General features: G+C 72.4%; 25 protein-coding genes. 7 read left to right on the plus strand and 18 right to left on the minus strand.

What is annotated here, in order from left to right; genetic code table 11:
• Nucleotides 1–34: 34 nt before the first annotated feature.
• The 4 genes from ACIPRD_RS05060 to ACIPRD_RS05075 all read right to left on the minus strand — a co-directional run bounded on the left by ACIPRD_RS05060 (nucleotide 35) and on the right by ACIPRD_RS05075 (nucleotide 3,825).
• Nucleotides 35–490: an Lrp/AsnC family transcriptional regulator gene (locus ACIPRD_RS05060; RefSeq protein WP_356401089.1), complete on the minus strand. Its 456-nt coding sequence runs from the start codon at nucleotides 488–490 to the stop codon at nucleotides 35–37.
• A 61-nt stretch (nucleotides 491–551) separates the two neighbouring features.
• Complete coding sequence (locus ACIPRD_RS05065) at nucleotides 552–1,226, minus strand: UbiX family flavin prenyltransferase (RefSeq protein ID WP_401559894.1); 675 nt, start codon at nucleotides 1,224–1,226, stop codon at nucleotides 552–554.
• 239 nt (nucleotides 1,227–1,465) lie between these two features.
• A complete protein-coding gene (gene mqnP / locus ACIPRD_RS05070; protein ID WP_356401094.1) occupies nucleotides 1,466–2,371 on the minus strand; it encodes a menaquinone biosynthesis prenyltransferase MqnP in 906 nt (301 codons plus the stop codon).
• Nucleotides 2,368–3,825 (minus strand): menaquinone biosynthesis decarboxylase, encoded by a 1,458-nt coding sequence (locus ACIPRD_RS05075; RefSeq protein ID WP_356401096.1) that lies wholly within the window; start codon nucleotides 3,823–3,825, stop codon nucleotides 2,368–2,370. Before ACIPRD_RS05075 ends, mqnP begins: the two co-directional genes overlap by 4 nt.
• 158 nt (nucleotides 3,826–3,983) lie before the next feature.
• Here ACIPRD_RS05075 and ACIPRD_RS05080 point away from each other — a divergent pair, with 158 nt between their 5' ends.
• The 3 genes from ACIPRD_RS05080 to ACIPRD_RS05090 all read left to right on the plus strand — a co-directional run bounded on the left by ACIPRD_RS05080 (nucleotide 3,984) and on the right by ACIPRD_RS05090 (nucleotide 7,259).
• Nucleotides 3,984–4,958, plus strand: a complete 975-nt coding sequence (locus ACIPRD_RS05080) for a zinc-binding dehydrogenase (RefSeq protein ID WP_356401098.1) — start codon at nucleotides 3,984–3,986, stop codon at nucleotides 4,956–4,958.
• Nucleotides 4,959–5,209: 251 nt separating this feature from the next.
• Nucleotides 5,210–5,659: a nucleoside deaminase gene (locus tag ACIPRD_RS05085; RefSeq protein WP_356401100.1), complete on the plus strand. Its 450-nt coding sequence runs from the start codon at nucleotides 5,210–5,212 to the stop codon at nucleotides 5,657–5,659.
• Nucleotides 5,660–5,864: 205 nt separating this feature from the next.
• Nucleotides 5,865–7,259: a condensation domain-containing protein gene (locus ACIPRD_RS05090; protein WP_401559898.1), complete on the plus strand. Its 1,395-nt coding sequence runs from the start codon at nucleotides 5,865–5,867 to the stop codon at nucleotides 7,257–7,259.
• Between the two features lie 19 nt (nucleotides 7,260–7,278).
• Here the strand turns inward: ACIPRD_RS05090 and ACIPRD_RS05095 are convergent, their stop codons facing one another.
• The 8 genes from ACIPRD_RS05095 to hemL form a co-directional block, all read right to left on the minus strand.
• Complete coding sequence (locus ACIPRD_RS05095) at nucleotides 7,279–7,713, minus strand: hypothetical protein (RefSeq protein ID WP_356401104.1); 435 nt, start codon at nucleotides 7,711–7,713, stop codon at nucleotides 7,279–7,281.
• Between the two features lie 25 nt (nucleotides 7,714–7,738).
• Nucleotides 7,739–8,818, minus strand: a complete 1,080-nt coding sequence (gene ccsB, locus ACIPRD_RS05100; RefSeq protein ID WP_356401106.1) for a c-type cytochrome biogenesis protein CcsB — start codon at nucleotides 8,816–8,818, stop codon at nucleotides 7,739–7,741.
• Nucleotides 8,815–10,539: a cytochrome c biogenesis protein ResB gene (locus ACIPRD_RS05105; RefSeq protein WP_356401108.1), complete on the minus strand. Its 1,725-nt coding sequence runs from the start codon at nucleotides 10,537–10,539 to the stop codon at nucleotides 8,815–8,817. The genes ccsB and ACIPRD_RS05105 overlap by 4 nt, the downstream gene beginning before the upstream one ends.
• 3 nt (nucleotides 10,540–10,542) lie before the next feature.
• Nucleotides 10,543–11,316: a cytochrome c biogenesis protein CcdA gene (locus ACIPRD_RS05110; protein WP_356401110.1), complete on the minus strand. Its 774-nt coding sequence runs from the start codon at nucleotides 11,314–11,316 to the stop codon at nucleotides 10,543–10,545.
• Between the two features lies 1 nt (nucleotide 11,317).
• Nucleotides 11,318–11,908 carry a TlpA disulfide reductase family protein gene (locus ACIPRD_RS05115; RefSeq protein WP_356401112.1) on the minus strand — a complete coding sequence of 197 codons (591 nt, stop codon included), beginning with the start codon at nucleotides 11,906–11,908 and terminating at the stop codon, nucleotides 11,318–11,320.
• Nucleotides 11,909–12,011: 103 nt separating this feature from the next.
• A complete protein-coding gene (locus tag ACIPRD_RS05120; protein ID WP_356401114.1) occupies nucleotides 12,012–13,322 on the minus strand; it encodes a hypothetical protein in 1,311 nt (436 codons plus the stop codon).
• 195 nt (nucleotides 13,323–13,517) lie between these two features.
• Complete coding sequence (locus ACIPRD_RS05125; RefSeq protein ID WP_356401236.1) at nucleotides 13,518–14,165, minus strand: histidine phosphatase family protein; 648 nt, start codon at nucleotides 14,163–14,165, stop codon at nucleotides 13,518–13,520.
• 53 nt (nucleotides 14,166–14,218) lie between these two features.
• A complete protein-coding gene (gene hemL, locus ACIPRD_RS05130) occupies nucleotides 14,219–15,535 on the minus strand; it encodes a glutamate-1-semialdehyde 2,1-aminomutase (RefSeq protein ID WP_356401238.1) in 1,317 nt (438 codons plus the stop codon).
• Between the two features lie 410 nt (nucleotides 15,536–15,945).
• On the opposite strand from hemL, the gene ACIPRD_RS05135 reads away from it, so the two are divergent.
• Nucleotides 15,946–16,647 (plus strand): hypothetical protein, encoded by a 702-nt coding sequence (locus ACIPRD_RS05135; RefSeq protein ID WP_356401116.1) that lies wholly within the window; start codon nucleotides 15,946–15,948, stop codon nucleotides 16,645–16,647.
• Nucleotides 16,648–16,807: 160 nt separating this feature from the next.
• Here the strand turns inward: ACIPRD_RS05135 and ACIPRD_RS05140 are convergent, their stop codons facing one another.
• A complete protein-coding gene (locus ACIPRD_RS05140) occupies nucleotides 16,808–18,163 on the minus strand; it encodes a hypothetical protein (protein WP_401559904.1) in 1,356 nt (451 codons plus the stop codon).
• 378 nt (nucleotides 18,164–18,541) lie between these two features.
• Here ACIPRD_RS05140 and ACIPRD_RS05145 point away from each other — a divergent pair, with 378 nt between their 5' ends.
• On the plus strand, nucleotides 18,542–19,048 hold the full coding sequence (locus ACIPRD_RS05145) for a hypothetical protein (RefSeq protein ID WP_401559907.1): 507 nt from the start codon (nucleotides 18,542–18,544) through the stop codon (nucleotides 19,046–19,048).
• A gap of 36 nt (nucleotides 19,049–19,084) precedes the next feature.
• On the opposite strand, the gene ACIPRD_RS05150 is transcribed toward ACIPRD_RS05145, so the two are convergent.
• Nucleotides 19,085–19,915: a M55 family metallopeptidase gene (locus tag ACIPRD_RS05150; protein WP_356401121.1), complete on the minus strand. Its 831-nt coding sequence runs from the start codon at nucleotides 19,913–19,915 to the stop codon at nucleotides 19,085–19,087.
• Nucleotides 19,916–20,041: 126 nt separating this feature from the next.
• On the opposite strand from ACIPRD_RS05150, the gene ACIPRD_RS05155 reads away from it, so the two are divergent.
• Both ACIPRD_RS05155 and ACIPRD_RS05160 read left to right on the plus strand, forming a co-directional pair.
• Nucleotides 20,042–20,341 carry a hypothetical protein gene (locus ACIPRD_RS05155; protein WP_401559910.1) on the plus strand — a complete coding sequence of 100 codons (300 nt, stop codon included), beginning with the start codon at nucleotides 20,042–20,044 and terminating at the stop codon, nucleotides 20,339–20,341.
• Nucleotides 20,342–20,438: 97 nt separating this feature from the next.
• Entirely contained in the window at nucleotides 20,439–22,262 is a 1,824-nt protein-coding gene (locus ACIPRD_RS05160; protein ID WP_401559913.1) for a phosphatidylglycerol lysyltransferase domain-containing protein, read from the plus strand.
• A 151-nt stretch (nucleotides 22,263–22,413) separates the two neighbouring features.
• Here ACIPRD_RS05160 and ACIPRD_RS05165 read toward each other — a convergent pair whose 3' ends face one another.
• From ACIPRD_RS05165 to ACIPRD_RS05180, 4 genes are all read right to left on the minus strand, one after another.
• The gene (locus ACIPRD_RS05165) at nucleotides 22,414–23,823 is read right to left on the minus strand and encodes a HAMP domain-containing sensor histidine kinase (RefSeq protein ID WP_356401240.1); all 1,410 of its coding nucleotides are present in this window, start codon (nucleotides 23,821–23,823) and stop codon (nucleotides 22,414–22,416) included.
• A gap of 42 nt (nucleotides 23,824–23,865) precedes the next feature.
• Nucleotides 23,866–24,624 (minus strand): response regulator transcription factor, encoded by a 759-nt coding sequence (locus tag ACIPRD_RS05170; RefSeq protein WP_356401128.1) that lies wholly within the window; start codon nucleotides 24,622–24,624, stop codon nucleotides 23,866–23,868.
• Between the two features lie 80 nt (nucleotides 24,625–24,704).
• Entirely contained in the window at nucleotides 24,705–25,790 is a 1,086-nt protein-coding gene (locus tag ACIPRD_RS05175) for an LLM class flavin-dependent oxidoreductase (protein WP_401559915.1), read from the minus strand.
• Between the two features lie 266 nt (nucleotides 25,791–26,056).
• On the minus strand, nucleotides 26,057–26,554 hold the full coding sequence (locus tag ACIPRD_RS05180) for a hypothetical protein (protein WP_356401132.1): 498 nt from the start codon (nucleotides 26,552–26,554) through the stop codon (nucleotides 26,057–26,059).
• Nucleotides 26,555–26,683 lie beyond the last annotated feature (129 nt).

Genomic DNA, 26,683 nt, shown 5'->3' on the forward strand with positions numbered 1-26,683 from the left:
CCGGCGAACGGTGCCCGCACGGCGCCCGGGGCCGTCACATCTCCTCGGGGAGCTCCCCCACCCGGTTCTCCCACTTGGTGGACAGCACGATGGTGGTGCGCGTCCGCGAGACGCCCTTGGTCCCGGACAGCCGCCGGATGATCCGCTCCAGGCCGTCCACGTCCGCGGCCCGCGCCTTGAGCATGAAGGAGTCGTCGCCGGCGATGAACCAGCAGTCCTCGATCTCCGGCAGGTCCCTCAGCCGGCGCGCCACGTCCTCGTGGTCGGCGGCGTCCGAGAGCGAGATGCCGATCAGGGCGGTCACGCCGAGGCCGAGCGAGGCCGAGTTCACCGTGGCGCGGTAGCCGGTGATGACCCCGGCCGCCTCCAGCCGGTTGATGCGGTCGGTGACGCTCGGGCCCGACAGGCCGACGAGACGCCCCAGCTCCGCGTAGGAGGCCCGGCCGTTCTCTCTCAGAGCCTGGATGAGCTGCCTGTCCACCGCGTCCATCGAATCGAAGCCTTCCGCTGAAGATTTCCCGAAGTGATGAGAGGTACTGCGCCTTGCTCGGCTACCGGCCCGGCGTGCCGCCGCCCAGTTCGCCCTTCCACCGGCGGTACAGGCCGTGCCCGACGCCCGCCGCGTCCAGCACCCGTCCCGCGACGAAGTCCACCAGGTCCTGGATGTGGGTCGCGCCCGCGTAGAACGCCGGCGACGCGGGCACCACGCTCGCGCCGGCGTCGTCCAGCGCGACCAGCTGACGCAGGGTCTGCCCGTTCAGCGGGGCCTCCCGTACGGCCACGACCAGCGGCCGGCGTTCCTTGAGGGTGACGCTCGCCGCGCGCTGGAGCAGGTCCTTGGAGAGCCCGAGGGCGACCCCCGCCACACAGGCCGTGGAGGCCGGCACGATGAGCATCCCCTTGGCCGGGTACGACCCCGAGGACGGCCCCGCCGCGAGGTCCCCGGCGCTCCAGTAGCGCACCCCGCTGACGTCCGCGTCGAAGGTGTCCGGCTTGCCGTCGGCCCCCCTGGCCAGCCATTCCCGCAGGTCTTCCTGCCAGTGCGCGTCCCGGAAGGAGATCCCGGTCTCGTCCAGCAGGGTCAGCCGGGAGGCCCGGCTGACCACCAGGTCGACCGCTTCCCCGGCATCCAGCAACGCCCGCAGCACGGCTGCCGCATACGGCGTCCCGGAAGCTCCGGACACCCCCACGATCCAAGGCGCGCGCTGTGTTTCTCCTGCGTTCACACCTTGAGAGTACCGGCGCGTAGCCGGACGCTCGGGCCGGGTCCGATGCCTACGCCTCCGGCGGCCCGCCGATACGACGGACCGCCGGGCGGAAACCCCGCGTTGGCGGGGACAACCGGCTGAACCGGGCGTTCTTCAGCGTGAACGGCGGACGACCCCCGCCGAGGCGGGGACATCTCCAGAGCTGGTCCCGCTATCGGCCCGATCTCATACGTTCGCCACCCGATCGCTCGATCGAGTCACACCGTGAGCCCACGGACCAGCAGGTCGAGCAGTGCGCAGACGAACAACGAGATCCCGATGAATCCATTCGTCGAGAAGAACGCCCTGTTCAGCCGGGACAGGTCGTGCGGGCGCACGATGCGGTGCTCGTAGACGAAGGCGCCCGCGACGATGACCAGGCCCAGCCAGAGGAACGGCCCGGCGTGGGTGGCGAGGGCGTACCAGACGAACAGGGCCGTGGTGACGACGTGGCAGGCGCGGGCGCCCCAGATCGCGGCCGGGATGCCGAAGCGGGCCGGGACCGACAGGACCCCGCCCTCCCGGTCGGACTCGACGTCCTGGCAGGCGTAGATGAGGTCGAAGCCGCCGATCCAGATGCCGACGGCGAGGCCGAGGATCACCGCGTCCCAGGACCAGTGGCCGGAGATGGCCAGCCAGCCGCCGATCGGGCCCATCGCCTGGGCCAGACCGAGGATGGCCTGCGGGAAGTTGGTGAACCGCTTGCCGTAGGGGTAGACCACCATCGGGATCACCGCGACGGGGGCCAGCGCCAGGCAGAGCGGGTTCAGCAGCGCCGCCGCGCCCAGGAAGATCACCACGGCGATCAGGGCGCCGGTCCACGCGTGCCGCACCGACATCGCGCCGGTGACCAGCTCGCGGTGCGCGGTGCGCGGGTTGCGGGCGTCGATCTCGCGGTCGATGATCCGGTTGACGGCCATCGCGAACGTGCGCAGGCCCACCATGCAGACGGTGACGAGCAGCAGCCGGCCCCAGTGGATGTTCCTGTCCCACTCGTACATCGCGGTGAGCGAGGCGATGTAGGCGAAGGGCAGCGCGAAGACCGAGTGCTCGATCATCACGAGGCGCAGGAAGGCCCTGGTGCGGCCGGGCTGCGGGATCGCGGCGGCGGACGGGGTGCTCACAGGCCGTATTCCTTCCAGCGGCGGTCGACCAGCGCCGCCGTATCCGGGTCCGACAGGACCATGTCCGGCCACCCGCCGTCACGGGTGTAGCCCTCCTCGGGCCACTTCTTCGTGGCGTCGATGCCCGCCTTGCCGCCCCAGAACTGCTGGTAGGAGGAGTGGTCGAGGTGGTCGACCGGCCCCTCGACGACCGTGAGGTCGCGGGCGTAGTCGGTGTTGCCGAGGGCGCGCCAGGCGACCTCGTGCAGGTCGTGCACGTCGCAGTCGGAGTCGACGACGACGATCAGCTTGGTCAGGGACATCATGTGCGCGCCCCAGATCGCGTGCATGACCTTCTGGGCGTGCTTGGGGTACTTCTTGTCGATCGAGACGATCGCGCAGTTGTGGAAGCCGCCGGCCTCGGGCAGGTGGTAGTCCACGATGTCCGGGACGATGATCTTGAGCAGGGGCAGGAAGAACCGTTCCGTTGCCCGGCCGAGGGGGCCGTCCTCGGTGGGCGGCCGGCCGACGACGATCGACTGCAGCAGCGGGCGCTTCCGCATCGTCACGCAGTCGATCTTCAGCGCGGGGAACGGTTCCTGCGGGGTGTAGAAGCCGGTGTGGTCGCCGAAGGGGCCCTCCGGGAGCATCTCGCCCGGCTCCAGCCAGCCCTCGATGACGACCTCGGCGTTCGCCGGGACCTGGAGCGGGACGGTCTTACAGTCGACCATCTCGATCCGCTTGCCCGCGACGAGCCCGGCGAAGAGGTACTCGTCGATGTCGCCGGGGAGCGGGGCGGTGGAGGCGTAGGTCACGGCGGGCGGGCAGCCGAAGGCGATGGCGACCGGCAGCCGCTCACCGCGCCGGGCGGCCACCTGGTAGTGGTTCCGGCTGTCCTTGTGGATCTGCCAGTGCATGCCGATGGTGCGCTTGTCGTGGCGCTGGAGGCGGTACAGACCCAGGTTGCGGATGCCGGTCTCGGGGTCCTTGGTGTGGGTGAGCCCGAGGTTGAAGAAGGAGCCGCCGTCCTTCGGCCAGGTGAACAGGGCGGGCAGCGCGTCGAGATCGACGTCGTCGCCGTGCAGGACGACCTCCTGCACGGGCGCGTTGTCGGACTTCACCTTCTTCGGCGGGACGTGCGCCATCGTGCCGAGCTTGCCGAACGCCTCGCGCACGCCCACGAACCCGTGCGGCAGTTCGGGCCGCAGCAGCCCGCCGATCTTGTCGGTGATGTCGCCGTACGACTTCAGGCCGAGCGCCTTCAGTAGCCGGCGGTCGGTGCCGAAGACGTTCATGGCCAGCGGCATCGCCGCGCCCTTGACGTTCTCGAAGAGGAGCGCCGGACCGCCGGATTTCTGCACCCGGTCGACGATCTCCCCGACCTCCAGGTAGGGGTCGACCTCGGCCTTGATGCGCTTGAGGTCTCCCTCGCGCTCCAGTGCCCTCAGCAGGGAGCGAAGATCGTCATAAGCCATGCGTCCCAGTATCGCCGACGGACCGCTTTGTCCCGCGCACACCCCTGCCGGACCGGGTCGGCACGGCGCCGCCCCCTCTTGCCGAGTGTTCGACGGCAGCCATACACTCCCGAGTGTTCGTTTCCCATTGAACACTCCTTTCGAGGCGGGGGTTCGGCATGCGTGCGGTCGAGTTGCGGGAGTTCGGCGGTCCCGGGGTGCTGCGGGCGGTGACGGCCGCGGTGCCGGAGCCGGGCCCCGGCCAGGTGAGCGTCGACGTCGCCTGGACGGGGGTCAACTTCGCCGACCTGAAGGCGCGCGCGGAGGGCTACCGGGTGCCGGCGCTGCCGTACGTGCCCGGCCTGGAGGTCTCCGGGCGGGTCCGCGCGCTCGGCGCGGGTGTCACGGGCCTCGCCGTCGGCCAGGAGGTGACGGCGCTCACCGCGGGCGGCGCGTACGCGGAGGTGGCCGTCGCCGACGCGGCGACCGTCTTCCCGGTCCCGGACGGCCTGGACCTGCGCACGGCCGCCTCGCTGCCGACCGTGCTGCCCACCGCGTACGCCCTCGTGCACACCGTCGGCCGGCTCCAGCCGGGCGAGTCGGTGCTCGTCCAGGGCGCGGCCGGCGGAGTCGGCACGGTGGTGGGCCAGTTGGCGCGGGCGGCGGGCGCGGGCGCGGTGTACGGCGTGGTCTCCTCGGCGGCGAAGGCGTCGTACGCCAAGGAGCACGGCTACGACGAGGTGTTCACCGGCGACTTCGGGGAGGCGGTGCGGCGGGCGACCGGCGGCCGGGGCGCCGACCTGGTCCTGGATCCGGTGGGCGGCGACACCCTGCGGGCGGGCCTGGCCTCGCTCGCGCCCTTCGGCCGCCTGGTCTCCTTCGGCAACGCGAGTTCGGCCGAGCCGTGGAGCGCGGGCCAGCCGGAGCTGTACCCGCTCGGCCTCTCGGTCGCCGGGTTCTCGATCCTCACGCTCGCGCGGACGGCCCCCGAGGCCCTGCGCCGCCTCGCCGCACAGGCCTTCGCCAAGGTGACCGACGGCACGGTGAGCCTGCCGGTGACGGCCGAGTTCGCGCTGGAGGAGGCGGCGGAGGCGCACCGGCTGATGGGCGGCCGGACGAGCACGGGCAAGCTGCTGCTGCGGGTGGCCCCGTAGGGGATCCCGGCGGATGGCGCGTGGCTCCGTAGGGGATCCCGACGGGTAGCGCGTGGCTCCGTAGGGGATCCCGACGGGTAGCGCGTGGCCCCGTAGGGGATCCAGGCGGATGGCGCGTGGCCCCCGTAGGGAGTCCCGGCGGGTAGCGCGTGGCCCCGTAGGGGATCCCGGCGGATCCCGGACGCCGCCGGCCCGGCACCGTGTCGGCGGGGTCGCGTTGCCGGGGGTGCCGGCCGGGTAGACAGTGGGGCATGGATCCGGAACAGGCACGCGCCTGGCTCGCCGTCGCCGTCGAGGAGGCCCGGGCCGGGCTCGCCGAGGGCGGCGTCCCGGTCGGGGCCGCCCTCTACGGCCCCGACGGCACCCTCCTCGGCCGCGGGCGCAACCGCCGCGTGCAGGACGGTGATCCCTCGCTGCACGCGGAGACGGCCGCGTTCCGCGCCGCCGGGCGGCAGCGCACCTATCGCGGCACCACCATGGTCACCACGCTGTCCCCCTGCTGGTACTGCAGCGGCCTGGTCCGGCAGTTCGGCATCTCGCGCGTGGTGATCGGCGAGGCCGAGACCTTCCACGGCGGCCACGACTGGCTGGCCGCACACGGCGTGGAGATCGTGCTCCTGGACGACCCCGGCTGCACCGCGCTGATGCGCGGCTTCATCGAGGCCGAACCGGCCCTGTGGAACGAGGACATCGGCGCCTGACCCGCGCGCCCGCCTCCCGCGTCCGGCCGGGGCCCCGCCTCCGTACCGCCTTCCGCAGCGGTCACCGTCGGTTATTCACCTGCGCGTTCGGCCCGCCATCCGTTCCGCTGAAATGCCCCGGGCGGGCATGTCCGCGCCGCCTCCGACGGCATTCCCTTGACGGGGGGCCACAACAGACGGGGTCCCCTTCTGCGATCGGAGACGCGTGCGTATCACTGACATCCAGCGCTGCGAGGTCCGGCCGGGCCGGCTCGTCGAGTGGACGCTGAGCCCGGAGACCGTCGCCGCGGCGGCCGGGCTGCCCGACGACTCCCGGCCGCCGTCCTACATCCAGGAGTCGCACATCAGGACGGCGAGGTCGGTGCGCCAGGACGGCCTGTTCGTGCCGACCTGGATCGGCACGGCCTTCGACCTGGCGGGACCGGTCGACCTGGACCTGCTCCAGGAGTGCCTGCGCGCCTGGACGGTCCGGCACGAGACGCTGCGCAGCGGCTTCCGCTGGACGGGCGCGTCCGGCGACGAACTGCGCCGGTTCACGCTGGACGCCGCGGACGTGTCCCTGCGCCGCGAGACGGTCGGCGACTTCTCCGACGCGGACGAGCTGACCCGGCACCTCCAGCACCGGTTCGACACCGTCGCGGACGCGCTGCGCTGGCCCAACCTCGTCTACACGGCCGTCGTACGGGACGACTCGGCCAGCGTGTACATGGCCTTCGACCACAGCAACGTGGACGCCTACTCGCTGCACGGCATCGCCGCCGAGATCGAGGAGCTGTACACGGCGGGCCAGGAGGGGCGGGGGCCCGTGGTGCGGACGCCGGCCGCCAGTTACATCGACTTCTGCGAGATCGAGCGGGCGGACGCCGACCGGGTCGACGACGGCCACGAGACGGTCGCCCGCTGGCGGGAGTTCATCCGGCGCTGCGACGGGACCCTGCCGGGCTTCCCCGTCGATCTCGGTCTGGAGCCCGGCGGCCCGCTGCCCCGGCAGCGGATGCTGTCCGAGCCGCTGGCGGACGCCGACACGGCCGCCGCGTTCGAGACGTACTGCCGGCCGTACGGCGGCAGCCTGGTCGGACTGCTGGCCGCCACCGCGCTGATCGTGCACGAGCTGGGCGGGCAGTCGGTGTACCGGACGGTGGTGCCGTTCCACACCCGGGTGAAGTCGCGCTGGTCCGACTCCGTCGGCTGGTACGTGGGCGGCGCCCCCATCGAGGTGCCGGTGGCCGAGACCCCCGACCTGCCGTCCACCCTGCGGGCCGTGCGCGCCGAGCTCCAGGCGAACCGGCCGATGTCCCGGATGCCGCTGGCCCGGGTGCTCCGCCTGCTCGGCACGGACTTCCGGCCGACCTCGCCCGACCTGTACTCGATCGTGTCGTTCGTCGACGCGCGCGGCATCCCGGGCGCGGCCCGGTGGGCGGAGCAGCGGGCGTACGGGCTGCTGCGGGTGTCGTACGGGGACCAGGTGTGCGTGTGGGTGAACCGGGTGCACGACGGCCTGTGGCTGGCCGCCCGCTACCCGGACACGGATGTGGCGGGGAAGAACATGCGGCTCTACGTCGAGCGGCTGCGCGATCTGATGACGGCGACGGCCAGGTGAGCTGAGAGGGAGCTCCCGGTCAGCGGGAGCCCTCCGGCGACGCCGCCATGATGTCGATCAGATGTTCGAACCTGCCGCGCCAGCCGGACTCCGACGCCCAGGAGCCCTCCTCGCCGCGGCCGCCCCGGAACTCGTGGGTGAAGCGCAGCGCGCTCCCGTCGTCGCCGTCCCGCTCCAGATGGAACCTGACCCGGCCGCCGTCCTCCAGCGTGTACTCCGCGACCCGGTCCACGTCCCACGCCGTGACCCGCCCCGGGCCCAGGCCGCGCAGGGCGACCTCGCCGTCCAGCCGGGGTTCGAGAACGTCGACGGCGGTGCACCACCCCGCGAGTCCCTCGGGGGTGGCCACCGCCGGCCAGACAGCTTCCATGGGCCTCGGGAGCCGCACCAGGAAGTGGAGTATGCGCGTGTTCCCGTGGCTCTGACTGGTGCCCTGTTCGATGGAACCGCTCATGGCACCAGTGTCTCCGAACGGGCGCTCAGACGCCCGCGTAGGAGTGCTTGCCGGTGACGAAGATGTTCACGCCGTAGTAGTTGAACAGCCAGCAGCCGAAGGCGATCATCGCCAGGTAGGCGGCCTTGCGGCCCTTCCAGCCGGCCGTGGCACGGGCGTGCAGGTAGCAGGCGTAGGCGACCCAGGTGATGAACGACCAGGTCTCCTTCGGGTCCCAGTTCCAGTACCGGCCCCAGGCGTCGCCCGCCCAGATCGCGCCCGCGATGATCGTGAACGTCCACAGCGGGAAGACGGCCGCGTTGACGCGGTAGGCGAACTTGTCCAGGGAGGCGGAGGCGGGCAGCCGCTCCAGCACCGAGGTGGCGAAGGTGCCGGGCCGGCCGCCGGACTGGAGCTTGTTCTCGTACGAGTCCTTGAACAGGTACAGGATCGTGGCGACCGCGCCGACGTAGAACACCGCGCCGCAGAAGATCGCGGTGGAGACGTGGATGTACAGCCAGTACGAGTGCAGGGCCGGGACCAGCTGGTCGCTGGCCGTGTAGAGCACGGTGACCGCGAGGCCGAGGTCCAGCAGGACCGTGGTGATCAGGAACAGGCCGAGCCAGCGCACGTTCTTCCTCAGCGCCAGCAGTCCGAGGTACACGCCGACCGCGACGGTGGAGAAGGTGATGTTGAACTCGTACATGTTGCCCCACGGGGCACGCTGCACGGAGGCCGCGCGGGCGGCCACGCCGACCAGCTCCACCAGGAACGCCAGCACGGTGAGGGACACGGCGATCCGGCCGTACATGTCGCCCTGCGCGTCGCCGCCGTGCGCGCCGGGGCCGTCCGGCACGTCACGGGCGCCGGACGCGGACCTGACCACGACCTGCGGCCGCTCCAGCACGGCGGTGCCACCGGCACCGCGCACGGTGACCGCGGGGGCCTTCGCGGCACCGGTGTCCGCCGTCAGCGCGGCGGCCGTACGGGCCACCTTGCTGCGGCTGCCGAACAGCCATTCGGCGATGTAGGCGAAGAAGGCGAGGGTGTAGACGGCCATCGACGAGTAGATCAGCGTGTTGCTGATGCTCGCGAGGTGTTCGTTGGTGGCGGCGGCGAGAGTCATTTCTCAGCCCCTTCGGCAGGTACGACGTCGGTGTCGGGGGTGGGGGAAGGATCGTCGTCGGGGTCGGCCGCCCCCGGCGCCTGGTCGTAGAGCAGTCCGGCGAGGTCGCCCAGTTCCTCGGGCACCTTGGCGGACTCGCTGCGGCCGAGTCCGGCCATCTCGACCACCGTGACGCCGTCGGCACCGCGCTCCGCCCGCACCCACACGCGGCGGCGCTGGATGAACAGGGAGCCCGCCAGGCCGAAGATCGCGGTGATGGCGCCGCCGAGCGCCCAGCCGGTGCCCGGCTCCTGGACGACCTCGAAGCCGGCCCATTCCTTGATGCTCTTCTCGAAGGTGAGCGAGCCGGCGCCGTTCGGCAGCGTCATGGTGTCGCCCGGCTTGAGCAGCTGCTTGAACAGCTGGCCCTTGGCGTCCTTGTAGGCCTTCATGTGGGTCTTGTCGAGCTGGTACACGCTCTGCGGGATGCCCGAGTTGACGCCCAGGCTGCCGTGGTAGGCGTTCACCGCGAGCAGCGGGTTCACCAGCCCGGGGAACCGGGACAGCATGGTGCCGGCGCCCGGGTCGAAGGTCGGCACGAAGAAGGCCTGGAAGCCGAGCTGCTCCTTCACGCCCTGCGGGCTGCGGTAGCCGTCCATCACCTTGACCACGCCGTTGGAGGTCTCGTTGCCGTCGAGCGGCAGCAGCGGCACGGCGTCGCGGTAGACGACCTTGCCCTTGCCGTCGCGGACGGTGATGACCGGGGCGTAGCCGTGGCTGACGAGGTAGACCTTGGCGTCGTCAATCTTCAGCGGCTGGTTCACCTTGACGGTGGTCGGCCGCTCCTTGCCGAACGCGCCCTGGCTGTAGCGGATCTTCGCCTCGAAGGTGCGCGGCGTGCCCTTGTTGGGGCCGTTCACCTCGTAGGTGGCCCGGAAGTCCTTCAGGTCGAAGCTGAACGGCACCAGGTCGTCGTTGCGGAACAGGCTGCCGGACTTGAAGTCGTCGTACTGCAGGAGCGAGTTCGAGAACCCGTCGCCCTCGACGACCAGCTTGGTGCCGTCCGACTTGAACATCTGGCCGGAGGCGAAGGCGATCAGCAGCACGATCAGCGCGATGTGGAAGGCCAGGTTGCCCAGCTCGCGCAGGTAGCCCTTCTCGGCGGCGACGGCGTCACCGGCGAGGTGGGCGCGGAAGCGCCGCTTCTTCAGCAGCGCGAGCGCGGCCTCGCGGACCTGCTCGGGATCGGCCTGCGTGCGCCAGGTGGTGTACGCGGGCAGCCGGGTCAGCCGCCTGGGCGCGCCCGGCGGACGGCCGCGCAGCTGGCCGACGAACTGCCAGGTGCGCGGGACGATGCAGCCGATCAGGGAGACGAACAGCAGGATGTAGATCGCGGAGAACCACACCGAGCTGTAGACGTGGAACAGCCCGAGCTTGTCGTAGAGCGGCGCGAGCGTGGTGTGCGCCTTGCGGAAGTCGTCGACCTTGCTGATGTCGGCGCCGGTCTGCGGGATCAGCGAGCCCGGGATCGCGCCGAGCGAGAGCAGCAGGAGCAGCAGCAGGGCGACCCGCATCGAGGTCAGCTGCCGCCAGAACCAGCGGATCCAGCCGATGACGCCCAGCGAGGGCAGGGTCACCGTGTCTTCCTGCGGGGCGGTGGAGAGCTGGGAGCCGGCCGCGGCCAGCCCGTCCGTCTCCTGGCCCTCTCCGCCGGGGGAGGTGTCGGTAGTGGTCTTGCTCATCGGTCAGATCCCCACAGTGAAGCCGTCGGACCAGGTCTGCATCTCCTGCACCAGGCGGTCCCAGGCCCCGGTCAGCAGCAGCACACCGGTCACGATCATCATCGTGCCGCCGATGCGCATCACCCAGACATAGTGGCGCTTGACCCAGCCGAAGGCGCCGAGGGCCTTGCGGAAGGCCACGGCCGCGAGGACGAAGGGCACGCCGAGTCCCACGCAGTAGGCGGCCATCAGCAGAGCCCCGCGCCCCGCGCTCGACTCGTGCCAGGACAGGAAGTTCACCGAGGCGAGGGTCGGGCCGAGGCAGGGCGTCCAGCCGACGCCGAACAGGGCGCCGAGCAGGGGGGCGCCCACCAGGCCGGTGGTCGGCCGCCGGTGGAAGCGGAACTCGCGCTGGGTGAGCCAGGGCATCAGTCCCATGAAGAAGACGCCCAGGACGACCATGAGCACGCCGAGCACCTTGGACAGCGTGCCCTTGTACTCCTGGAGGTTCGAGCCGGCGAAGCCGAACAGGGCCCCGCTGGAGATGAACACCGCGCTGAAGCCGAGCACGAACAGGGAGGCGCCGGCCACCATCCGGCCCCGGCGGGCCTCGGCCAGGTCGGTGCCGGCGACCCCGGTGACGTAGGAGAGGTAACCGGGCACCAGCGGGAGCACGCACGGGGAGAAGAAGGAGACCAGACCGCCGAGCAGCGCCACGGGCAGGGCGACCAGCAGGGCGCCGTTGAGGACGGTCTGGTTGGACCCCGTCTGGGCGGCGAGCGTGAGGAGCGCGCTCACGTCACTTCTCCGCGAGGACCGGGGCGAGCATCTTCGTCAGCCCGGTGTCGTCGAGCGCCTCCAGCGCCCGGGCCGCGACCTTCCCGTCCTTGTCGATGATCAGCGTGGAGGGGATCAGCTGCGGGTTGAGCGTGCCCTTCTTGAAGCGGAGCATCAGCTTGCCCGTCGGGTCGTACAGGCTCGGGTAGGTGATCCCGTGTTCCTTCTCGAAGGCAACCGCGGGGGTGGTGCTGGTGTCGCGGGTGTTGATGCCGACGAACTGCACGCCCTTGCCCTGGTAGGCCTTGGCGACCTTGGCGAAGTACTGGGCCTCCTCGCGGCACGGGCTGCACCACGAACCCCAGACGTTGACGACGACGACCTTGCCCTTGTAGTCGGCGACGTCCAGGTTCTTGCCGTCGATGGTCCGGCCCGACAGGTCGGGGGCCGCGGCCCGCTTGCCGCGCGGGGCGGTGTCGACGCCGTTGTGGCCGGTCACGAAGTTCGTGTTGCCGCCACCGCCGGAGGTACCGCCGTTGCCGCACGCGGACAGGGTCAGGGCCGCGACGGCGGCCACGGCACCGAGCAGGACGGCGCGGCTACGGGTACTCATGTGAAAAGTTTCGCATGTCGGTTCCGGCGCTCTCGCGCGCCCCCCTGCCGGGCGGAAAACCGCATTTCAGGTCGTATTTACACGAGACATTCCGGGCAATTCCTCACGCGCCGCGCGAGGCTCCCGACTTGGCGCCGCCACTCGCCCCGGCCCCCTCGATGAAGCCCTTCCAGCCGCCGGCCGGCCGCTGCCCGACGTCCAGCCCGCGCAGCCCGGCCAGCACCTCGGGCCGCTGCACGTCCATCCAGTCCACGAACTGCCGGAAGGAGACGAGGCGCACGTCCCCGCCCTTCTCCTTCTCCCGCGCGATGTGCTTGAAGGCCTGCTCGACGGCGTCCATGTAGATGCCGCCGTTCCACTGCTCGAAGTGGTTGCCTATGAAGAACGGCGCCCGGTTCGTCTCGTATGCCCGCTGGAATCCCGATATGTAGGCCTGCGCGGCCTGCCGCCGCCAGCCCGGGTAGTTGTAGGCGGGCGCCCGGGTGGAGTTCACCGACTGGTTGGCGAGCATGTTGTAGTCCATCGACAGGACCTCGAAGGAGTGTCCGGGGAAAGGTATCTGCTGAAGGGGCAGGTCCCAGACGCCGTGCCGCTTGCCCGGCCACACCTGCCGGCCGCCGGGCGAGGAGGCGTCGTAGCGCCAGCCCAGCTCGCGGGCGGTGGGCAGCAGGTTGTCCTGGCCCAGCAGACAGGGCGTGCGGCCGCCGGTCAGCTCCTTGTCGTAGTCGAACGGCAGCGGGGGCAGGTCGGTCCAGCCGGTGTTGGTCCGCCACTCCTTCACGAACCGCTTGGCCTGCTCGATCTCGCTCTTCCACTGCCGCGGGGTCCAGTTGCCGACGGTGCCGTAGCCGCCGCAGAAGTGCCCGTTGAAGTGGGTGCCGATCTCGTGCCCCTCCAGCCACGCGCGGTGCACGTTGCCGAGGGTCGCCTTGACGTGGGCGTCGGTGAGGTAGCCGATGTCGGAGGCGCCGCGCGGGTTGTTCGGCGGGTCGTAGAGGCGCTTCTTCGACTCGGGCAGGAGATAGAGGCCCGAGAGGAAGAAGGTCATGCTCGCGCCGTGCTCCTTGGCCAGGTCCAGGAAGCGCGGGAAGAGGCCGTTGCCGACCTCGCCGGCCCCGTCCCAGGAGAAGATCACGAACTGCGGCGGGGTCTGCCCCGGCTCCAGCGGCTCGGGCCTGGCGGGCTGGTGCGGCTGGGCGCCGGTGAACGAGGTCGAACCGTCACCGATGAGTCGCGCCGCCGGCTTCGGGCTGCCCTTGGCGCCCTTCCCGTGGCCGCTCGCGGCGGAGTGCCGTCCCGATCCGGTTCCATGGCCGCCGCCGGCCGCCGTCCGGGTGCCGCATCCGGCCAGTCCGGCGGCCGCCGCCGCGCCCGCGCCGAGGCCGAGAAGTCCCCGCCGGGAGAAGGTGTGCATGGTTCCCCGATCCGTCACGCCGTCTGCTCGTCACTCCATCAGATGACATGACGGATCGTAAGGTTCCACCGGGGTACCCGATGAGCCAGGTGGGACACGTCACCGGCGGCCGGTCCGGAAGGCCTGCTCAGGCACCCGGTCCACGCCTGCGGCCCGGTCCGGGCGCCCGGTCCGGACGCCCGGTCGCAACGGCCGTCAGGCGCCGAAGGCCTTGCCCTTGCCCGGCTGCGGCTTGGCGCCGGCGCGCAGATGCGCGGGCACCAGGTCGATGGCGGGCTCGCTGTAGCCGACCGACACGATCCGGTCGCCCTGGTACGTGAACGAGGTCAGCGAGGCGAGCGTGCACTGCCGCTTGCGCGGGTCGTGCCACAGCCGCCGCTTCTCGACGTACGACCGCACGATCCAGATCGGCAGCTGATGGCTGACCAGCACCGCCTCGTGGCCGCGCGCGGCGTCCTTGGCCGCGTTCAGCGCGCCCATCATCCGGACCACCTGGTCGATGTACGGCTCGCCCCAGGACGGCTTGAACGGGTTGACCAGGTGCTTCCAGTTGTCCGGGTTGCGCAGCGCGCCGTCCCCGACCCCGAAGGTCTTGCCCTGGAAGACGTTCTCCGCCTCCAGCAGGCGCGCGTCGGTGGCGAGGTCGAGCCCGTGCGCCTTGGCGATCGGGGTGGCCGTCTCCTGCGCGCGCTCCAGCGGCGAGGCGACGACGTGGGTGATGTCGCGCGGGGCGAGGTGCTCCGCGACCCGGTCGGCCATCTTCCGGCCCAGCTCGGACAGGTGGTAGCCGGGCAGCCGCCCGTACAGGACGCCCTCGGGGTTGTGGACCTCGCCGTGCCGCATGAGGTGGACGACGGTGATGTCGCCCGCACCGGCCTTGTCGCTGACGCTGTTGCTCACGCGGTCGCCTCCGCAGCGGCCCGGGCCGCCGCCGGAAGGGCGTCGGCGATGATCTGGATGGCCCGCTCGTCGTGGGCCGTGGACACGAACCAGGACTCGAAGGCCGACGGCGGCAGGTAGACGCCGTTCGACAGCAGCGAGTGGAAGAACGCGGTGAAGCGGAAGGCTTCCTGCCGCTTGGCGTCCTCGTAGGTGCGCACCTGCCGGTCGGTGAAGAACACCGAGAACATGTTGGACGCGTTCTGCAGCCGGTGCGCCACGCCCTCCTTGCTCAGCGCCTCGGTGACCAGGCCCTGGATCTGCGTGGAGACCGCGTCCACCGTGCCGTAGGCCGCGTCGTCGAGCAGGCGCAGCTGGGCGAGGCCGGCGGCGGTGGCGACGGGGTTACCGGACAGGGTGCCGGCCTGGTAGACCGGACCGGCGGGCGCGAGGTGCGCCATGACGTCGGCACGGCCACCGAACGCGGCCGCGGGGAAGCCGCCGCCCATGACCTTGCCGAAGGTCATCAGGTCGGGCCTGACCCCGTCGACGCCGTACCAGCCGGAACGGCTCGTGCGGAAGCCGGTCATGACCTCGTCGGAGATGAACAGCGCGCCGTTCTTGCCGCAGGCGTCCTTCAGCCCCTGGTTGAAGCCGGGGTCCGGGGGCACGACGCCCATGTTGCCGGGCGCGGCCTCGGTGATGACGCAGGCGATCTCGCCGGGGTGCCGGTGGAAGGCCTCGTGCACGGCTTCGAGGTCGTTGTACGGCAGCACGATCGTGTCGCCGGCCTGGGCGCCGGTGACGCCCGGGGTGTCCGGCAGCGCGAAGGTCGCGACGCCGGAACCGGCGGCGGCCAGGAGGCTGTCGACGTGGCCGTGGTAGCAGCCGGCGAACTTGATCACCTTGGAGCGGCGGGTGAAGCCGCGGGCGAGCCGGATGGCCGACATGGTCGCCTCGGTGCCGCTGCTGACCAGCCGCACCTGCTCCACCGGCTCGATCCGGGCGACGATCTCCTCGGCGAGGGCGACCTCGCCCTCGCCGGGGGTGCCGAAGGACGTGCCGCGCGAGACGGCCTCCTGGACGGCGGCGATGACCTCGGGCTGCGAGTGCCCGAGGATCATCGGACCCCAGGAGCACACCAGGTCGACGTACTCGCGTCCGTCGGCGTCGGTCAGGTACGGCCCCTTGCCGGAGACCATGAACCGGGGCGTGCCGCCGACCGCGCGGAAGGCGCGCACCGGGGAGTTCACCCCGCCCGGCGTGACGACGGAGGCACGGTCGAAGAGCGCCTGGGAAACCGGCGCGTCGTAGGGATAGGGCGTTTCGCTCAGGGCGCTCATGGCGTGCGACTTCTCCGGCATCTCGGACTCCGGTTGCGTGGTGACCTCCTCAGGGTAGGCGGAGCGGGTCGCCGCCCGGACAACCACGTGCCCGGCACGCGCCCCGGCACACACCCCGGCACACATGCGGTCACGCAACGTGACCCGCGTCCGCGCCGTACCGGCCGACCCCCTTGTTCCGGCCTTCCTGGCTCGGCCTCCGGGGCGGTCGTCCGCCATCTGCGAGACTGACACCTGATACGCACAGCTCCTGCGGTACGTACTGATCGGGGAGAGGGGGATCCCGCGGATCGGATGATTCACCGCACGTTTCGGCGGGCGGCCGTGGGGGAGGTCACTGACACGATGATCGGGTTGCGCGGCGGGGGCCACGCGTCCTAGAAAAGCAGTCGGGTGGAGATATGCATCGCGGTGGCGGACTGGGCGAGGGGACTGACGACCTGGGTCCTCGGCGTGCCCGGCGGGGAAGGCACCGGCGCGAAATGGAAGAGGCGGCCGAAGCGCGTCAGGCCGAAGCACGTCAGGCACAGGGTGTACCGAGCGATCCCGAGCGGTACGACCGGCAGACCGACCGGCATCCGGACCAGCAGACGGACCGACCGGCCGACCGCCGGCTCGACGACGGGGCCGACCGCCTCCGGGCGGAGAGCAGGAATGGTGGTCGGGTGGGGGTGACCTACAAATACTTCGGCGCGCCGGACGGCGCGACCGCGGCCCGGGTCCCTATCTCCATGCGCCCCGAGGAGCTCGGCGGTGACGAGCTGGGCATGAACGGCATGTTCACCAAGATCAAGCCGGAGACGATGGCCGCGATGGTCCTCACCGGTATAGAGGGCGTGCCCCTGCACAAGGTCCCGCCGCTGGAACTGGTCGTCCTCCACCCCGACTACGCGGTCGTCAAGCTCCCCATGACCGTCGTCGACCCGCTGCGCGACATCGGCGAGGAGGCGGTGGGCGCGGCCGCCTTCATCTGGTCCACGGTCCCGGACCGCGGTGGCCCCCGCGACGCCTTCAACGTCTACCAACTGCTGCACGAGTGGCAGGACTTCAGCCACCGCCTGCACGAGGCGGGGCATCAGCCGTACTGCCTGGTGTGGCCCTGAGCCGGGGGCTTCCGGGAGCTGTGGGCGGGGTCTTCGGGCCTCGCCCTTTTCTGTCCGCCACGCCGCGCCGGACGCCACCGCACCGGACGCCACCGCACCGGACGCCACCGTGCCGGACATCACCGCGCCGGACGCCACCGCGCCGTCATCGCGCCGGTTCTCACCGCCCCGCGCCCGTGGCGCCCCCGGCGGCCCTCCCCGGCTCCCCCGCCGGCGGTCCGTCCTCGCCCGCCGCGAGGAACTCGACGACCGTGAGGGCGAACAGGAGGGCGAGGGCGAGGCCGACCACGACCCAGCCGGTCGGGTTGCTCCACAGGATGTAGGCGACGACGGCCCCGGCGGCCAGGAGCCAGCCGATCCAGACCCGGTGGCGCCGCGCGAACGGCCCGACCGGGCCGGTGCGCAGGCCGAGGCGGTCCGTGCGGGTGCGCGCCGCGGCGAGGCCCGTGTGCCAGACCTGCCGGACGGCGCTCGCGTGGCGTCCGGGTCCGGTCAGCCAGGCGGCGACGGCCACGGTCACGCCGAGGGCGACCAGCGCGCGGACCGCCGTACGCAGATAGCGGACGAGGGTGTCGTAGACGGCCGCCGCGGCGGGGCGTGACACCCCGGCGGGCAGTCTGTCCAGGTAGACGGCCCGGAAGACGGTGAGCCCGATGCCGAGGGCGAGGACCGTGACGGCGACCCCCAGCGCGGCGGCGGCCAGCGCGCGGCGGCGCCGGACGGCCGCCAGGATGCCGCCGGCGAGCAGCAGGAAGGCGAGCACCGGCAGCCACGTGCCCGCCAGTTCCAGCAGCCGCAGGTACGTCCGCACCTTGCCGATCTGGTCGGAGCGGACGACGGTGAACTGGGTGTGCACATCGGGCACGTCCTTGGCGATGGTCAGCCCGGAGTCGACCAGGCGGTCCTTGACCTGCGCGATCACCGGGGCCAGGTCGATGGTGACCGCGTCGCCCTTCAGCTCGACGGCACCGCCGCCCTTCCCGGTCAGCGCCTTGTCCAGGGTGGCGTGGACGCGGCGGTTGGCGTCGCGCCAGATCGTGGCGAACGCGTCGGAGGCGACGACCGCCCGCGCCTTGTCGTGCACGAAGCTGCGGACCGCCCCGTCGAGCGAGCCGCCGATCCCGCCCAGCAGCTTCTCGACCAGGGGCCGGTCCTTGGGGGCGACGTCCTTCAGGAGGGACGCGAGGTCCAGGTGGTCCATGACGGCGTCGGTGGCCCGGTCGGCGACGGCGTTCTGGACGGCGGGGTCGGCGGACAGCGGGGCGACGGTGGCGACGTAGCTGTCGGTGTCGTCCACCAGGCCGGAGGTCCAGGTCGCGAGGACGGCGAGCGGCGCGAGGAGGCAGCCGAGGACGAGGAGCACGGCGGCGAGCGCGGAGCGCAGCCGGTGGTGTTCCCTGGGCCGGCCCCCTCCCCGTCCCGACTCCAGGGCGGCGACCCGCGCGCGAAGCCGGGCCAGTTCCGCCCGGTCCCCGCCGGTGGCCCTCTCTCCACCGGCGGCCCCGTCCCCGCCCACGCCTCCTTCGGCACCCCGGCCGGAGTTCCCCTCCCCGGCCACGCCTCCGCCGGCATCCCTGCCGGAGTTCCCCTCCCTGGCCCCGTGCCCGCTCCCACCCGCGGCCCCGTGCCCGTCCGCGGCCCCGTGCCCGTCCTCGCCGGTCGGTTCCCGCTGTGCCATGGCCGTGTGCCCTTCCGCCGCTCATGCGCCGCCGCCACGCCGGTGCCCGCGCGACGGCGCCTCTGGCAGCAGCAGATCCCGCGGCGGCCGTCCCCGCGAGCGGCAGTCGGCCGTTCGGGCGCCCGACGGCCCCGGCTGCCCCACCTGGCGTGCGGGCCGCGGCCGGTGCCCCTTCACTGGGAGGGCGGTGATCGGGTACGACAGCGGAGGCGACGGATGACACGGCACTGTGCGCGAGGAGCGCGGAGCGCGACGGGCGCGGCTCTGCTGACGGCGGCCCTCGCGGTCGCGGCGACCGGATGCTCCGACGGTTCCGGCACCCCGTCCGGCGCCGCGAGCAAGGCGGCCTCGGCTGCCGCGTCCGCCGCCTCGTCCCTCGCGTCCCAGGCCTCCGAGGCGCTGGCCTCGGCCACGGCGGAGGCCGGACGCCGGCTCGGTGACGTGAAGAACGGGGTCGACGCCAGGGACGACGTGAGCCTCGGGCCCGTCACCGACGACGGCGGCCGGGCCTCCGTCCCGGTGACCGCGCGGAACACCGCAGGCTCGGCCAAGTCCTTCGTCGTACAGGTCGACTACAAGGACGGCGGCGGGCATCTGCTGGACGTCGTCGTGGTGACGGTCCAGGACGTGTCCGCCGGCGGCTCCGGCGAGGCCACCGCCCGCAGCCACCGCAAGCTGGACGGCGACGTCCGCGCGAACGTGGTCACGGCCCTGCGCCACTGACCGGGGGCGGCGCGCCGCCCGCGCCCGGCGGCCCGCTCAGCAGTACGGCGCCTGGCCGGTCACCGAGGACGCCACCCGCATCCACACCCCGAACAGCCGGTACAGCGCGGGGAGCGGGCCGCTCGCCCGCACCGTCCTGCTGTCGTCGGCGGTGACGCCCGGGATGCCCAGCAGGAGCGAGGCGACCGAGGCGGACTGCCAGCGCACGGCGAGGGTGGCCTCGCCGGCGGCGGGGGCCGGGCGCGCCGGGGCCGGGGTCAGGGCCCGGCGGACGCCCTCCTCGATGGCCTCGCGCGCCTCGCCCACGGGGCGCAGCCGTGCGGCGAAGCGGTCGCGGGCGTACTTCACCGGCACGGTGACGACCGCCGGATCCCAGTCCGTCATCTCCGCGCACGCCGCGTCGTCACCCGTGAGGGCCACCAGGGGGACGCCGAGGGCCGCGGCGGTGGCGTGGGCGAGACCGATCTCCCCGACGGGGCGGCCGTCCAGCCAGATGTCCTCGATCTCGTGCCCCATGAAGCTGTGGCTGAGCACGCCGAGGACACCGGCGCGGGAGTGGTAGCCGACGCACAGGGCGGCGTCGTGGTCGCCGGTGAGTCCGTCGAGCATGCCCATCGGCTTGGGCCGGCCGCGCACCAGGCGGGCCGCGGGGTGCAGGTCCTCGGGTATCAGGTTGCGCATCGGGCCGTGGGCGTCGTTGACGAGGACCTCGGTCGCGCCGGCCGCCAGCGCGCCCCGCACGGCCGCGTTCACATCCTCGGCCATCATGGAGCGGCCGCGCTCGTAGTCCCGGCCGCCCGGCTGGACGTCCTCGGCGTCCACCAGTCCGGTGACGCCCTCCATATCGACACTGAGAAAGATCCGCATGGCATCGACCCTAGCCCGACCCTACGTATTGTAGTGTCCCAACGACCCACGGCCACAAGCCAGTTCATCGGGGTACAGATGCAGGACACGGAAGCGCGCACAGGCGGGCGGACGGAAGGGGAACCGGTGGAGTCACGCACGGCGGCGGCGACCGAGGACGACGTACGCGGGCTCGCTCCCACCCTGACCCTGCTGGTCGTCAGCCTCGCCGTCGCGGCCGTCGGGGTGTACGAACTGTGCGGGTTCGGGCTGCACAGCCTCGACCAGCGCCCGCACCTGTTCAGCGACGGCCTGGCCACCGGCGGGGTGATCGTCGCGGCGGTGGCGGCGGGCGCGGCGGCGGGCAATCTGGCCTGGACGCTGGCGGCGGCCCGGCGCGACACCTGCGCCGGCGGGACCGGAACCGGCACCGAACGCTCCGGGTGAGACGCGGCGGAACGGATGGCCGCACAGCCGTACCCGAGTTACCCTACGAGCTGTAGGGTCAGCGTGCCCCGTCCCCGTCACCAAGGTGCATGTCACCATGTCCGCTCGACAGTCGACCCTGATCTCCCCACAGGATCGCGCCCCACGCAAGCCTCTTCTCCGTCTGTTCATCCCCCCGACGGGCACCGGCCGGCTGCGCCGGCGCGCGGCCCGCGCCACCGTCCAGTACCTGCGGCTGATGGCCGTGCTCAACATCGTCGCGGTCCTGTCGCTGCCGTTCCGCGAAGAGGTCCACGAGCACAACGCGGGCGAGTTCTTCACCCCGTACCTGGCCACCGCGGGCCTGCTCTCGGCGGCGCTCGCGCTCTTCCTGGCCGTGGTGATGCGCCGCCGCAAGCGCGCCGCCTGGGTCTTCAACCTGATCCTCGCCGGCCCGCTGTTCTGCCTCTACGTCTTCGCGCTCACCCAGGCCCCCTACCGCGAGCACCCCTTCAACTGGGTCTCCGCCGGCCTCACCGGCCTGTTCGTGGCCGCCCTGCTGCTCGGCCGGCGCGAGTTCGACGCCATCGGCGACCGCTCCAACCCGCGCCTCGCGCTCGCCGTGGGCGCGGGCGGCGCGCTGGTCAGCGCCTCGCTCGGCACCCTGCTCGTCCATGTGACGAACAAGCTGTCCGGCGCCACCCTCCGGGACGAGATCGCCTACACCCTGCTGCGCGGCATCAGCGTCGGCCCGCTCGCCGACCGGGTCCAGGCCGTGCACGCCCCCCGCTGGACGGACGTGATCGTCAACGTCCTGATCGCCGCCACGTTCCTGCTGGTCCTCTACGCCTGCTTCCGCGCCCCGCGCGGCGAGTCCCTGCTCGGCGAGGACGACGAGGACAGGCTGCGCGCACTCCTCGACAAGCACGGCGAACGCGACTCCCTCGGGTACTTCGCCCTGCGCCGCGACAAGGCCGTCATCTTCTCGCCCAGCGGCAAGGCGGCCCTCACCTACCGCGTCGTCAGCGGGGTGAGCCTGGCCTCCGGCGACCCGATCGGCGACCCCGAGGCGTGGCCCGGCGCCATCGACGCCTGGCTCGCCGAGGCCCGCCGGCACGCCTGGACGCCCGCCGTGATGGGCGCGAGCGAGGAGGCCGGCACGGTCTACGCCCGGCACGGTATGGACGCCCTCGAACTGGGCGACGAGGCGATCGTCGAACTCGCCGACTTCACCCTGGACGGCCGGGCGATGCGGGTGGTCCGCCAGGCCCACAACCGCGTCCGCCGGGCCGGCTACACCGTCCGCATCCGCCGCCACGAGGACATCCCCGACGACGAGACGGCGCTGCTGATCGACCGCGCCGACCACTGGCGCGACGGCGCCACCGAGCGCGGCTTCTCCATGGCCCTGGGGCGCCTGGGCGACCCGGCCGACGGCCGCTGCGTGATGCTGGAGTGCCGGGACGCCGAGGGTGTCCCCCGCGCGCTGCTCAGCTTCGTCCCCTGGGGCGAGCACGGTCTCTCCCTGGACCTCATGCGCCGCGACCGCGCCTGCGAGAACGGCCTGATGGAGTACATGGTCGTCGAACTCCTGCTGCGCGCGGAGGAGCTGGACGTACGCCGGGTCTCGCTGAACTTCGCGATGTTCCGCTCGGTCTTCGAACGCGGCTCCCGGCTCGGCGCGGGCCCCGTCCTGCGCCTGTGGCGCTCGGTCCTCACCTTCTTCTCCCGCTGGTGGCAGATCGAGTCCCTCTACCGCGCCAACGCCAAGTACCGGCCCGTCTGGGAGCCCCGCTTCCTGCTCTTCGCCAAGAGCAGCGACATCCCCCGCATCGGCCTGGCGAGCGCGCGGGCGGAGGGGTTCCTGACCCCGCCGGCCCTGCCGCCCTTCACCCGCCGCAGGCGCCCGTCGCAGCCGGACACCCCGGACGCGCAGCGGTGAGGGCCGGGGTCCACCGGGGCACGGTGGACCCCGCCGCGTCCGCGGCGGCCCGGAACCCGGGTGAGCGCCTCAGCAGCCGTCGGCCGTGGACCGCGACCGCCCGGGAGCGCCAGCCGCCGTCCGCCGTGGGCCCCGACCGCCCCGGAGCGCCTCAGCCGCCGTCGACCGTGAACCCGATGACGGCCCCGCCGCCCTCGCGCCGGTAGGCGAAGGGCGCTCCCCCGTGCGCCATGGCGACCTCGCGCACGATGGAGAGACCGAGCCCGGACCCCGGCAGGGACCGCGCGTCGGCGGCCCGGTAGAAGCGGTCGAAGATGCGCAGGAGGTCGCCCTCGGCGATCCCGGGCCCGCGGTCGAGCACCTCGACCCGCACGGTCCCCGCGCGCGTCTGGCCGCTGATACTGACCTCGATCGGACCGTTGTCCCCGCGGTCGAACTTCGCCGCGTTCTCGACGAGGTTGGACAGGGCCCGCTGGAGCATCCCCGGCCGCCCGTCGGTGCTGGTGTCGCCGCTGACCCGCAGCACGATCTCGCGCCCGGTACGCCGTCTGGCCAGCCCCACCACGTCCTCGGCGATGTCGGCGAGGTCCACCCGCTGCGGCGGCTCGGTGTCGGACTGCCCGGCGGCGAGGTCGACCAGCTCGTTGACCAGGTCGGTCAGCTCGCGGGCCTCCTGGCCGAGGTCGGCGACGAGTTCCTCACGGGTGCCGGGCGGCAGCTCGTCGATGCGCCTGAGCAGGGAGATGTTCGTCCGCAGGGAGGTCAGCGGCGTCCGCAGCTCGTGCCCCGCGTCCTGCACCAGCCGCCGCTGGTCCTCCTCCGACTGCGCGAGCCGGCCCAGCATCCGGTCGAAGGCGCGGCCGAGGCGCCCGACCTCGTCCAGCCCGGCGACGGGCACCTGGATGCCGAGCCGGCGGGTCCGGGCCACGTCCTCCGCGGCGTCGGTGAGGACGACGAGACGCCGGGTGATCCGCCGGGCCAGCCACCAGCCGAACAGCCCCGCCGCGACCACGACGGCCGCCATGAGGATCAGCGTCCGCTGCTGAAGGGTCCGCAGCAGGTCCTCCGTGTCGCTGAACTCCTGCGCCACCTGCACCGCGCCCCTGCCGGAGCCGAGCGAGACGGTGGCGATCCGGAACAGGTCCTCGCCGACCCGGACGTCCTTGTGCTCGACCACCTCACCGGCCCGTCCGGCGACGGCCGCCGCCCGGTCGCGGGCGGTCACCGGCAGCGCGGGACTGCCGTGGTCGGCGATCTCCCCGCGCGCGCCGAGCACCTGCACATCGGTGCGCGCGGGCCGGACCAGGTCGTGGCCGGGCCGGGAGGAGGAGAAGTCGTCCGGGGACATCTCGTGCTGCCGCACCTCGTCCCGCACGTCCTGCACGACCTGGGAGAACACCGTCTGCTGGTCGACCCGGACCAGCCGGGCCGCGGAACCGTACGACAGGATGCCGACCAGGATCGTGACGGCGGCCGTCACCGCCGCGAAGGACACCGCGAAGGTGGTGCGCAGCGAGACCAGCTTGGAGCGGGACCCGGCCGGCCGCCGCCCCGGGACCAGCTCGGGGCGGGAGGCGGCCGGCCGCCGCCCGCGGAGGCGCACTCAGCCCTCCCGCAGCACGTAACCCACGCCGCGCACGGTGTGAATCAGCTGCGCGGCGCCGGGCTCGTCCAGCTTGCGGCGCAGATAGCCGACGTAGACGGCGAGGTTCTTGGAGCCGGGACCGAAGTCGTAGCCCCAGATGCGGTCGTAGATCGTGGAGTGGTCGAGGACGATCCCGGCGTTGCGCGCCAGCAGTTCCAGCAGCTCGAACTCGGTGCGGGTCAGCTCCAGCTCCCGCCGCCCGCGCCAGGCCCGGCGGGCCTGGAGGTCCATGCGGACGCCGGCGGCCTCGATCACCCTGCCGGACAGGACGGGCGCCTCCCGTCCGCCGTCCGCGGACCGCTCCGGGGCCGGGGCGGCGCCCGTGCCGCCCGCGGCACCGGCCGGCGCGGGAGAGGAACGGCGCAGCAGGGCCCGCAGCCGGGCGAAGACCTCCTCGACGTCGAACGGCTTGACCACGTAGTCGTCGGCGCCCGCGTCCAGGCCCGCGATGCGGTCGGCGGTCTCCACCAGGGCGGTGAGCATGAGGATCGGGGTGCTGTCGCCCTCGGCGCGCAGCACCCGGCAGACCTGGAGCCCGTCGATGCCCGGCATCATCACATCCAGCACCAGGACGTCCGGCGGGGTCCGGTGGGCCTGCGCGAGCGCCTCGACGCCGTCGGCGACCGCAGTCACCGCGTAGCCCTCCAGCGTCAGCGCCCGCTCCAGGGCATGGCGGATGGCACGGTCGTCTTCGGCGAGCAGCACAGTCTGGGGCACCTTCCCAGTCTGCCAAGGCCCCCGGCCCTTCCGCCGGGACCGGTGGGCCTACGATCACCCTTTTTACCGGCCTCTCACCGTCACAGCGGCAACCCGTCCCGGCCGGCCTTCAGCGACGCGTGCGTGGGCGCCTCGGGCACCCCGGCCGGGCGCAGGTTCGCGAACTCCTTCCGCAGCACCGGTACGACCTCCTCGCCGAGCAGGTCGAGCTGCTCCAGCACGGTCTTCAGCGGCAGCCCCGCGTGGTCCATGAGGAACAGCTGGCGCTGGTAGTCGCCGGCGTACTCCCGGAAGGACAGCGTCTTCTCGATCACCTGCTGCGGCGAGCCGACCGTCAGCGGGGTCTGCTCGGTGAACTCCTCCAGCGAGGGCCCGTGGCCGTACACGGGGGCGTTGTCGAAGTAGGGGCGGAACTCGCGCACCGCGTCCTGGGAGCTGCGCCGCATGAACACCTGGCCGCCCAGGCCCACGATGGCCTGCTCGGGCGTGCCGTGGCCGTAGTGGGCGTACCGCTTCCGGTACAGCTCGACCATCCGCTTGGTGTGGCTCGCGGGCCAGAAGATGTTGTTGTGGAAGAAGCCGTCGCCGTAGTACGCCGCCTGCTCGGCGATCTCCGGCGAGCGGATCGAGCCGTGCCAGACGAACGGCGGCACGCCGTCCAGCGGCCGGGGCGTCGAGGTGAAGCCCTGCAGCGGGGTGCGGAACTTCCCCTCCCAGTCGACGACGTCCTCGCGCCACAGCCGGTGCAGCAGGGCGTAGTTCTCGACGGCGAGGTTGATGCCCTGGCGGATGTCCTGGCCGAACCAGGGGTAGACCGGGCCGGTGTTGCCGCGGCCCATCATGAGGTCCGTCCGGCCGTCGGACAGATGCTGGAGCATCGCGAAGTCCTCGGCGATCTTCACCGGGTCGTTCGTGGTGATCAGCGTGGTCGAGGTGGAGAGGATCAGCCGCTCGGTGCGGGCGGCTATGTGGCCGAGCATGGTCGTCGGCGAGGACGGCACGAACGGCGGGTTGTGGTGCTCGCCGGTGGCGAACACGTCGAGCCCGACCTCCTCGGCCTTGAGCGCGATGGCGACCATGGCCTTGATCCGCTCGTGCTCGGTCGGCGCGCGCCCCGTGGTGGGGTCCGGCGTCACATCGCCGACCGTGAAGATCCCGAACTGCATGGACACTCACCCTCCAGGTTGTTGACCGTTCAACTATAAGGGTTCAACGGTCACCCGGTCAGGGTTGTTCCCCGCCCCCGCCGGACCGCCGGGACAGCGGCCCGCCGAGGGCGGCGAGAAGAACGAGGCCCAACGGAAAAGCGCAGCTCAGAAGGCGTACGAGGTCAGTACGCGCACAAGGCCGGAACGCACACGAGGCCGGCACGCCTACGAGGTCCCCCCGCGCACGAGGCCGGCGCGCCTACGAGGTCCGCACGCGCACGAGGTCAGAACGCGTACGTGTCCCCCGTGTCCAGGACCAGCACCCGCATCGTGTCGTTCGCGCGGTCCGGGTCCACCACGCCACCGTTCCAGGCGGTGTCCACCTCCAGCGTCACCTCCGACGGCCGCTGCTCCAGCGCCACCGACACCCGGATCTGCTCCCCCACCTCGCCGACGGCCATCGCCCCGGTCCCGCACACCACGGTCCGCTCGTCCGTGCGCGCACAGCCCTCCGGCAGCTGCTGCCGCTCGGCCAGCGGCGCCGACCAGCGCAGCAGCACACTCGCGTCCGGCACCGCCGAAGGACCGTTGTTGCGCGGGGTGAGCCGGACGTCCACCTGCCCGTCGCTCATCACCGCCGTCCCGTGGAAGGCCAGGTCGGCCTGCGGCCCCCCATGGGCCCACGCCGTACCGCCCGTGCCCAGCACCGCCGCACCGCACACGCCCAGCAGCGCCCAGGCCCTCATCCGCACGATCCGCACACCACTCACCACACCGCTCACCGCACCGCACCCCGCTTCCGCTTCCGCTTCCGTTTCGGACCCCGAGCCCATACGGATGTATGCCACGCGAGCCGCCCGGCAGGACCCCTCCAACAAGGTGACACCCCCGGCGGCCCCGCCGCCACGTGC

The sequence above is a fragment of the Streptomyces sp. NPDC090108 genome (assembly GCF_044747185.1).
In the GTDB taxonomy this organism is placed as follows: Bacteria; Actinomycetota; Actinomycetes; order Streptomycetales; family Streptomycetaceae; genus Streptomyces.